At 72.0% G+C, this 8,926-nt stretch carries 9 protein-coding genes; 3 read left to right on the top strand and 6 right to left on the bottom strand.

Annotated features, from left to right (window positions below; all coding sequences use genetic code 11):
- Positions 1-588 precede the first annotated feature (588 nt).
- The 3 genes from VQ03_RS14095 (at position 589) to VQ03_RS14085 (ending at position 2,610) form a co-directional block, all read left to right on the top strand.
- The gene (locus VQ03_RS14095; RefSeq protein ID WP_048451521.1) at positions 589-1,722 is read left to right on the top strand and encodes a GGDEF domain-containing protein; all 1,134 of its coding nucleotides are present in this window, start codon (positions 589-591) and stop codon (positions 1,720-1,722) included.
- A 149-nt stretch (positions 1,723-1,871) separates the two neighbouring features.
- Positions 1,872-2,159 carry a DUF4164 domain-containing protein gene (locus tag VQ03_RS14090; RefSeq protein WP_048451520.1) on the top strand — a complete coding sequence of 96 codons (288 nt, stop codon included), beginning with the start codon at positions 1,872-1,874 and terminating at the stop codon, positions 2,157-2,159.
- 70 nt (positions 2,160-2,229) lie between these two features.
- Positions 2,230-2,610 (top strand): cell division protein ZapA, encoded by a 381-nt coding sequence (locus tag VQ03_RS14085; protein WP_048451519.1) that lies wholly within the window; start codon positions 2,230-2,232, stop codon positions 2,608-2,610.
- A 242-nt stretch (positions 2,611-2,852) separates the two neighbouring features.
- On the opposite strand, the gene guaB is transcribed toward VQ03_RS14085, so the two are convergent.
- The 6 genes from guaB to minD form a co-directional block, all read right to left on the bottom strand.
- Positions 2,853-4,346, bottom strand: coding sequence for an IMP dehydrogenase (gene guaB, locus VQ03_RS14080; protein ID WP_048451518.1), 1,494 nt, complete (start codon positions 4,344-4,346; stop codon positions 2,853-2,855).
- A 188-nt stretch (positions 4,347-4,534) separates the two neighbouring features.
- Entirely contained in the window at positions 4,535-6,037 is a 1,503-nt protein-coding gene (locus VQ03_RS14075; protein ID WP_048451517.1) for a flavin-containing monooxygenase, read from the bottom strand.
- Positions 6,038-6,087: 50 nt separating this feature from the next.
- A complete protein-coding gene (locus VQ03_RS14070) occupies positions 6,088-6,990 on the bottom strand; it encodes an alpha/beta hydrolase (RefSeq protein WP_048451516.1) in 903 nt (300 codons plus the stop codon).
- Positions 6,991-6,993: 3 nt separating this feature from the next.
- Positions 6,994-7,812, bottom strand: a complete 819-nt coding sequence (locus VQ03_RS14065; RefSeq protein WP_048451515.1) for an SDR family NAD(P)-dependent oxidoreductase — start codon at positions 7,810-7,812, stop codon at positions 6,994-6,996.
- 70 nt (positions 7,813-7,882) lie between these two features.
- Positions 7,883-8,143 (bottom strand): cell division topological specificity factor MinE, encoded by a 261-nt coding sequence (minE, locus tag VQ03_RS14060; protein WP_048451514.1) that lies wholly within the window; start codon positions 8,141-8,143, stop codon positions 7,883-7,885.
- On the bottom strand, positions 8,140-8,926 hold a 787-nt coding region (gene minD, locus VQ03_RS14055; RefSeq protein WP_157064107.1), incomplete at its 5' end, for a septum site-determining protein MinD. The genes minE and minD, both read right to left, overlap by 4 nt.

The following is an 8,926-nucleotide window of genomic DNA, read 5'->3' as shown; positions in this document are numbered from 1 at the left end:
TGGGGTCGCGTGGCCGGGGATATGTGAAAAGAGGAGGGGCGCGGGGCTTTGCGCCCTATGCGCCGGAAGCGTTTGGGGGCGCCTGTGCCCGATTTGTTTCTCCCCCCTGGGAGGGGGCGGGGGGGGGGGGTGGGGGGGGGTGGGGCCCCGCAGCGGACCGGGCCGCGCGGCCGAGGCCTGCGTGGTGCGCGTCGACGCTGGAGAAGGGCCGGCCTGCACCGGCGAGGCCCGCTGCGCTCATGGTCCCGGACACGCCGGCCATCCCGGCGGGGACGGCACTGGCGGGGAGCACGGGAGGCGTCACGGCAGCTCGTATTCTGTCAATCCGCCGGCGACAGCCGCCCGGCGGGGCGCCGGCTTCCTAACATGGTGCAGGGGCGAGTCAAACCCTGGCCGCGCCTTGGGGAAAACCGGGCCGTCCGGGGGTCGGGACCCGCCCCGCCGCCTGACGATCCCAGCGCGTCGCGACGCGTCGACAACCGGTCAGCCGGGGCTTAACCATGCCGCGCGACGGGTGAGAGACGACCGGATCTGTAACCAAAATTGCGCCGCCGCCGTGTAGACCAATGGGTGCAGGTGACGACAACGATGCAGATCGATCTTCCTACACTCTACTACCTGACCGTTGGGACGCTGCTGGTGGCGTTGACGATGACCCTGTGGGAACGTCAGGCCCATGCGGGACGGTCGCCTGAACTCGGGATCTGGGCCGGCGCCTACCTCGCCTTCGCGGCGGGCCTGATCGTGGCGATGAACCGCACGCACCTCCCGGGTGTCGCCGGCGCGGCGCTCGCCAACCTGCTGATCGTCGCGGGCTACCTGATGATCCTGCACGGGGTGGGGCGCCTCGACGGGCCGGTGCGGCTGCGCCCGTCGATCGCCGTGCTGGCGGCGCTCGCGCTGCTCTGGGCCACCCTCGGCGTCCGCTTTCCGGACGCGTTCTGGAACTACGTCGCCTCGCTGCCGATCGTGCTCGCCTGCGGCCTCACCGCCTGGACGATGATGCGCAGCCGCACCGCCAGGCGCCTGCGCTCGCGGACGGTCGTCATCGCGGTCGCGGCCGGGCACGGCCTGTTCAACCTGGTCCGGGCGCTCGTGACGCCCCTCCTCGTGTCGATCCACGGCCCGGACCTGCTGCCGGTCTTCGGCAAGATGACGATGTACGAGGGCGTGCTCTACTCCGTCGCCATGCCGATGGGGCTGATCGCCCTGGTGCGCGAGGAGGCGCAGGCGAAAGCCCTCGCGGCGGCCCGCACCGACTACCTCACCGGTCTCCAGAACCGGCACGGCTTCTTCGAGGAGGGCGCGCGGCTGATCGAGCACCGCCCCGCGGCACTCCTCGCCTTCGACCTCGACCACTTCAAGGCGATCAACGACCGCCACGGTCACGCCGCCGGCGATGCGGTGCTGCGGCTCTTCGCCGACACGGCCCGCCGGGCGGCCGGGCCGGACGCGCTGGTGGCCCGGCTCGGCGGCGAGGAATTCGCCGCCCTGCTGCCGGACCTCGACACCGGCGCGGCGCGACTGGTCGGCGAGAGCATCGCGCGCCGCTTCGCCGAAGCGGCCCGGCACGGCGACGGGCCCGGCATCCCGGCCACCGTCAGCGTCGGCCTGGCCGCGGGGCGCGGCGACCTGACGGCCCTGCTCTCGACCGCCGACCGGGCGCTCTACCGGGCCAAGGTGGGCGGGCGGAACCGCCTGGAGGTGGCGGCAGCCGCCTGATTGTCCCCGCCGTCCCCAGGCGAGACCCCGACTGCGCCGCGCGGACCGGCACGGCGATTGCGACGCGGGGCCCGGCCCTTTAGGGTTTCGGGCAGGTATTCCACGTGTCCAGTCGGCGTTTTCTCGGTTGGCGTTTTTCGGAGGTGAGCATGACCGCAGCGGTGGAGGAAGCGCTGCGCCGCCTCGAAGCCTCGGTGGCCCTGCTCGAATCCGCGGTGGCGCGCCGGCTCGACGCGGAGCGCAGCCACAGCGACCTCGAGACCGAGCTGGAGATCATGCGGGACGACCGGGCCCGGCTGGCGGCGGAGCTGGACGGGGCGACGGCGCGCCTCGCCGAGATGCAGTCGGTGACCGAGGATGTCGATCACCGCCTCGGTCGCGCCATCGGCACCGTCGAGGGCGTGCTCGGCCGCAGCGGCGAGCGGGGCGAGGGGTGAAGCTCCAGGATCGGCGCTCCCCGGACCGGCGCGTCCTGGACTGGCGTTTCTTGCGTTCGAGGAGGGGCTTGTGCCTCAAGTGACGGTCACCATCGCCGGCAAGACCTACCGCATGGCCTGCGGCGAGGGCGAGGAAGGCCACCTCGAGGGGCTGGCCGCGAGCTTCGACGCCCGCATCGGCGACATGCGCAAGGCCTTCGGCGAGATCGGCGACATGCGCCTGCACGTCATGGCCGCGCTGACCCTGGCGGACGAATTGGCGGAAACGAAGCGCCGGATGGAGGCGATGGAGCGCGAGACCGTGGCCCTGCGCGACTCCACCAACGCCGGCAGCGCCGAGCGCGAGGCCTCCGAGGCGCGCCTCGCCGAGGCCGTGCAGCGCATGGCGGAGCGGATCGAGCGCCTGGCCAAGCGGCTGGGGACGGTGCCCGGGGGCGCGCAGGGGGGTTGAGGCGCCGGCCTCCTCCCGGATCTGCGACAGACTTGTTCAATATCCGCGTCATTCCGGGGCCGCGTAGCGGAGCCCGGAATCCACAACCGCCGTTGTCTCAGACGAGAACGGAACGCATCCCGCTTCGTTCGGCACGACTTGTGTTTCCGGGCGCTCCTTCGGCATCCCGGACTCTCACCTTCGGCGAGCCCCGGGACGACCTTGTGCGGCGGGCGCGGGACCTGCCCGCGCCCGAGGATGACTTACACCCGCCCCGGATAGTTCGGGCTCTCGCGGGTGATCGTCACGTCGTGGACGTGGCTCTCGCGCAGGCCCGCATTGGTGATGCGGATGAACTGCGCCTTCTCCTGCATCTCCGGGATCGACGGGGCGCCGACATAGCCCATGGCGGCGCGCAAGCCCCCGGCGAGCTGGTGCAGCACGGCTGCCACCGGACCCTTGTAGGGGACCTGGCCCTCGATGCCCTCCGGCACGAGCTTGTGGGTGTCGCTGACCTCGGCCTGGAAGTAGCGGTCGGCCGAGCCGCGCGCCATGGCGCCGACCGAGCCCATGCCGCGGTAGCTCTTGTACGAGCGGCCCTGGTACAGGAACACCTCGCCCGGCGCCTCGTCGGTGCCGGCAAGCAGCGAGCCCAGCATCGCCACCGAGGCGCCGGCGGCGATCGCCTTGGCGAGGTCGCCCGAGTACTTGATGCCGCCATCGGCGATCACGGGCACGTCGGCCTCGTTGCCGGCCTCGACCGCCTCCATGATGGCGGTGAGCTGGGGCACGCCGACGCCGGCGACGATCCGGGTGGTGCAGATCGAGCCCGGGCCGATGCCGACCTTGATGGCGTCGGCGCCGGCATCGATCAGCGCCTGGGCGCCCTCGCGGGTCGCGACGTTGCCGGCGATGACCTGCACGGCGTTCGACAGGGTCTTCACCCGGCGCACGCTCTCCAGCACCTTGGCCGAGTGGCCGTGGGCGGTGTCGACCACGATCACGTCGCAGCCGGCATCGATCAGGCGCTCGGCCCGCTCGAACCCGCCGTCGCCGGTCGTGGTGGCGGCGGCGACCCGCAGGCGGCCCTGCTCGTCCTTGATGGCGTTCGGGTAGGCGACCTGCTTCTCGATGTCCTTGACGGTGATCAGGCCGATGCAGCGGTAGTGGTCGTCGACGACGAGCAGCTTCTCGATGCGGAACTGGTGCAGCAGGCGCTTGGCCTCGTCCTGGGTCACGCCCTCGCGCACGGTGATCAGCCGGTCGCGGGTCATCAGCTCGGAGACCGGCTGGCTCTGGTTGGTGGCGAACCGCGTGTCGCGGTTGGTCAGGATGCCGACGAGCTTGCCGCGCGAGCCGTTGGGGCCGCGCTCGACCACCGGGATGCCGGAGATGCCGTGCTGGCGCATCACCCCGTAGGCGTCGGCCAGGGTCTCGTCCGGGTGGATGGTGATCGGGTTGAGCACCATGCCGGACTCGTACTTCTTGACCAGGCGGACCTGCTCGGCCTGCTCCGGCGGCTCGAGATTGCGGTGGATCACCCCGAGGCCGCCATTCTGCGCCATCGCGATGGCCATCCGGGCCTCGGTCACCGTGTCCATCGCCGAGGCGATGATCGGCATGTTGAGCCGGATCGAGCGGGTGAGGCGGGTGCCGAGATTCACCTCCGCCGGCATGACCGAGGATGCGGCGGGGCGAAGCAGGACGTCGTCGAAGGTCAGGCCCTCGATGATCGTATCGGTGCTGATGCGGGCCATGAACCAACTCCTCATGCGTGCGGCACCCTTGGGTCAACCGCGAAATCGGCGTCGCGCCGGGCATTTTGCCTGGCAAATGCCTGGATTGAGTTGGCACGGGCCGATAGCACGCGTGTGTGACGGGCGCAAAGCGCTATCGCCGCAGCGCAGCGATGCGTCCCAAGCCTCTTGCAGCGAGCCGGCCCCTCTCATGCCTCGGCGCGGGCGGGCGTCAGGACGAACTCGCCCCAATCCGGCGCCCGCATCGCCCGCTGGTAGGCCACCACCGTGCCGGGCCAGAGCGCGACGTTGCGCCCGCTCGCGTCCTGGTACCAGCTGGCGCAGCCGCCCTGCTGCCAGATGCTGCCGGACAGCCGCGTCTCGAGCCCGGCGAGGTAGCGCGCCTGGGCCTCGGGCGCCGGCTCGATCGCCGACAGGTTGCGCGCCCGCATCTCGGCGAGGCAGGCGAGCACGTACTCGACCTGCGCCTCGATCATCAGCACCACGGAGTTGTGGCCGAGGCCCGTATTGGGTCCGAGGAGCATGAAGAAGTTCGGGAAGCCCGCGAGCGCGACCCCGCGATGCGCCGCCACCCGCTCGCCCCAGGCGCGGGCCAGGATCAGCCCGTCGCGGCCGACCACCGGCACCCGGGCCAGGGAGGCGGTGACGTCGAAACCGGTGGCCAGGACCAGCACGTCGAGGGGATGATGACGGCCATCCTGCATCGTCACGCCGTCCGGCGTGACCGTGCGGATCGGGTCGGTCTCCACCGTGACGTTCGGCCGGGTCAGGGCCGGGTAGTAATCGTCCGAGATCAGCACCCGCTTGCAGCCGAGCCGGTAGGGCGGGGCCAGCTTCGCCCGCAGGGCCGGGTCGGGGACCTGTCGGCGCAGATGGCGCCGGCTCGCGGCTTCGGCGAGGCGCGTGAGGCCGGAGACCCGGGTGAAGCCCAGGGCGGCCTGCGCCTCCCGCAGCCAGAACTGGACGCCGCGCAGCAGCCGGCGGGCCGGGGGAAGGCGCCGGAACAGCGCCCGCATCCGCTTGCCGATCGGCCGGTCGTTGCGCGGGACCACCCAGGGCGGCGTGCGCTGAAACAGCACCAGGTGCCCGACCTCCGGGGCGATGGCCGGCACGACCTGGATCGCGCTCGCCCCCGTTCCGATCACCCCGACGCGTTTGCCCTTGAGCGACACGCCGTGGTTCCAGCCGGAGGTGTGGAAGAGGGTCCCCAGATAGGTATGCAGGCCCGGGATCGCGGGGATCGCCGGGTGGTGCAAGGCCCCCATGCCGGAGACCAGCACCCGGGCCTCAAGCGGGCCGCGATCGGTCTCGACGCGCCACAGGGAGCGCGCCCCGTCCCAGACCGCGCCGGTGACGGCGGTGGAGAGGGCGACGTGCTTCCCCAGATCGAACCGCTCGACCAACTCGCGCAGATAGGCGGCGATCTCGGGCTGGCCCGCATAGGTGCGGGTCCAGTCGGGCTTCGGGGCGAAGGACAGGGCGTAGAGATGGGCCGGGATGTCGCAGGCCGCGCCCGGATAGGTGTTCTCGTGCCAGGTGCCGCCGACCGCGTCGGACTTCTCCACGACCAGCAGGTCGTCGATGCCCGATTGCCGGCACCGGATCGCCATGGCGAGGCCGGAGAAGCCGGCCCCGATCACCAGCACGGCGAGGGGCTTGTCCGGCCATGGCAGGGCGGACGGCTCTGTCACCGGACGGCCTCCGGCCTCTCGTGTCACCGGACGGCCTCCGGGCTCTCGTGTCACCGGACCGCCTCCGGCGTTCTGGCGTGGCTCTTCAGGAAGGCGGAGGCCTCGGAGAGGGAGCGACGGGCCTCGGGCAGGAAGGTCTGGGCGAATTGCCAGACATGCGGCACCACCGGCCAGACCGTCACGGTGGCGGAGACACCGGCCCGGCGGGCCTTCTCGGCGAAGCGCACCGAATCGTCGCGCAGGACTTCCCGGGCGCCGACATGGAACAGCAGCGGCGGCAGCCCGGACAGGTCGCCGCGCAGCGGCGAGGCGAGCGGGTCGGCGGGATCGTGCCCGGCGAGGTAGGCCCCGACCAGATCCTGGAGCTTCGCCGGGTCGAACATCGCGTCGCGGCGGGCATTGGTGCGCATCGAGTCGCCCTCCCCCAGCATGTCGGTCGAGGGCGAGAACAGAACGGCCGCGCTGGGCAGCGGCAATCCGTCCCGCCGCGCCCGCAGCATCAGCGCGAGCGAGAGGTTGCCGCCGGCGGAATCTCCCGCGATGCCGGCCGGCCCCGCCGCCGCGAAGGCGGACCAGGCGGCGGCCGCGTCGTCGAGGGCCGCCGGGAACGGATGCTCGGGGGCGAGGCGGTAATCGGGACAGAACACCCGGAACCCCCGCACCGCGAAGGCGCCGGTGAGCGGCCGGTGCGTGCGGGGGGAGCAGCCGATGAAGCCGCCGCCATGCAGGTAGAACAGGCGCGGCGCGTCCGGCGCCAGACCCGGACGCTCGGCCCATTCGCCCGGGATGCCGCCGATCTCGGCCGGGCGGAAGACGATGCCGGGTGGCTCGGGAAAGCTCGCCTGGTTGAAGATCCGCCGCGTCGCCGCGACGTCGCCGGCGGCGCGGGCGAGCTTCGGCTTCACCTGCCAGCGGATGATCCAGTCGAAGACGTGGGCGCGCAGGCTCGGCATGCTCTACTCCATGGCGCGGGCGATCAGCGACCAGTATCGCACCGGCATCAGGCGCTGGATCAGCGTCACCTGGGCGGCGTCGCGGCCGACGATGATGCGGGGTTCCCGGCGGGCGATGCCGCGCAGGATGCGCTCGGCCGCCGCCTCCGGGGACAGGCGCAGGTGGCGCTCCACGGCGGCCTTGCCGCGCGCGACCTCGGCCGGATCGAGGCGCGGGCCGACGCGGGCGTTGCGGGCGATGGCGGTGGCGACGCCGCCCGGATGCACCACGCTGACCCCGAGAGCCGTGCCGGCATATTCGTGCCGCAGGGCCTCGGAGAAGCCGCGCACGGCGAACTTGCTCGCCGCGTAGGCCGCCTGGCCCGGCGGGGCGACGATGCCGTACAGGCTCGACAGGTTGACGATCTGCGCCGCCGGCCGGCTCTCCAGCACGGGCAGGAAGGCACGGGTCATCCGCACCACGGCGCGGAAGTTCACGTCCATCAGCCAGTCGAAGTCGTCGAGCTCGACATCGGCGAAGCGGCCGGCGAGCGCCACGCCCGCATTGTTGACGAGGAGATCGAGCGGTCCGTGCCGGGCGCCCACCGCCTCCGGCAGGGCCGCGATGGCCTCGAAATCCGTGAGGTCGAGCCGGTGGGCGCCGACCTCGCGCCCGAGGGCCCGGATGGCGGCCTCGCTGCGGGCGAGCCCCTCGGGATCGCGGTCGACGAGAACGAGGCGGGCCCCCTTCCGGGCGAGGCCCAGGGCGAGGGCCGCACCGATGCCGCTGCCGGCCCCGGTGACCAGGGCCAGCTTGTCCTGCAGTGGGAAGGCGTCCGCCAAAAGCTCGCTCCGTCCGGCCCCTTGCGACTGAATCGCCCGGCTGGGCCGTGAGCGCAAGGGCCGGAGCCGATCAGGCCGCCTTGTGGACCGCCTTCGGTAGCTCGACGTCGATCTCCAGGGTCGAGACGGCGTCGCCCCGTTCCATGGTGATCTTCACCTTCTCCTGGTCGATGGCGACGTGCTTGGCGATGACCGCCAGGATCTCCTCGCGCAGGACCGCCACCAGGTCCGACCGGCCGAACGCGGTGCGCTCATGCGCCAGCAGGATCTGCAGGCGCTCGCGCGCCACCGGCGCCGTCCCGCGCCGCGACAGGAAGTTCAGCAGGTTCATGCCGCCCTCCGGGTGAACAGCTTGCCCAGGATCGACCGCTTCTCCGACGGCACGCTCATCGCCACCGTCTCGCCCTTCAGCCGGCGCACCGCATCCGCATAGGCCCGGGCCGGCGCGCTCTGGGGCGCGTTCAGCGTCACCGGGCTGCCGAGGTTGGAGGCCTTCAGCACCTCCTCGCTCTCCGGGATCACCCCGAGCAGCGGGATCGACAGGATCTCCAGGACGTCGTCGATCTTCAGCATCTCGCCCCGCTCGGCCCGGCCGGGGTCGTAGCGGGTCAGGATCAGGTGCTTCTCCAGCCGCTCGCCCTTCTCGGCCCGCTCGGTCTTGGAGTCGAGCAGCCCGATGATGCGGTCGGAGTCGCGCACCGAGGACACCTCGGGATTGGTGACCACGACCGCGATGTCGGCGTGTCGCATGGCCAGCGTGGCGCCGCGCTCGATGCCGGCGGGGCTGTCGCAGATCACCCAGTCGAACTTCTCGCGCAGTTCCCCGATGACGCGGGCGACGCCGTCGTCGGTGAGCGCGTCCTTGTCGCGGGTCTGGGAGGCGGGCAGGAGCGAGAGGGTGTCGAGGCGCTTGTCGCGGATCAGCGCCTGGGGCAGCTTGGCGTCGCCCTGGACGACGTTGATGAGGTCGTACACGACCCGGCGCTCGGCGCCCATGATCAGGTCGAGGTTGCGCAGGCCGACATCGAAGTCGACCACGCAGACATTCTGCCCGGCCTGGGCGAGGGCGGCACCGAGCGCCGCCGTCGTGGTGGTCTTGCCCACCCCGCCCTTG

The organism is Methylobacterium tarhaniae, assembly GCF_001043955.1.
Lineage (GTDB): Bacteria > Pseudomonadota > Alphaproteobacteria > Rhizobiales > Beijerinckiaceae > Methylobacterium > Methylobacterium tarhaniae.
The sequence above is the reverse complement of the archived record's forward strand: the minus strand, read 5'-3'. Positions and strand labels throughout refer to the sequence as shown.

What these genes read in the sequence shown, in the direction of transcription:
- VQ03_RS14095 (WP_048451521.1), top strand. Translation starts at nt 589, where the DNA reads ATGCAGATCGATCTTCCTACACTCTACTACCTGACCGTTGGGACGCTG.
- VQ03_RS14090 (WP_048451520.1), top strand. Translation starts at nt 1,872, where the DNA reads ATGACCGCAGCGGTGGAGGAAGCGCTGCGCCGCCTCGAAGCCTCGGTG.
- guaB (WP_048451518.1), bottom strand. Translation starts at nt 4,346, where the DNA reads ATGGCCCGCATCAGCACCGATACGATCATCGAGGGCCTGACCTTCGAC.
- VQ03_RS14070 (WP_048451516.1), bottom strand. Translation starts at nt 6,990, where the DNA reads ATGCCGAGCCTGCGCGCCCACGTCTTCGACTGGATCATCCGCTGGCAG.
- minE (WP_048451514.1), bottom strand. Translation starts at nt 8,143, where the DNA reads ATGAACCTGCTGAACTTCCTGTCGCGGCGCGGGACGGCGCCGGTGGCG.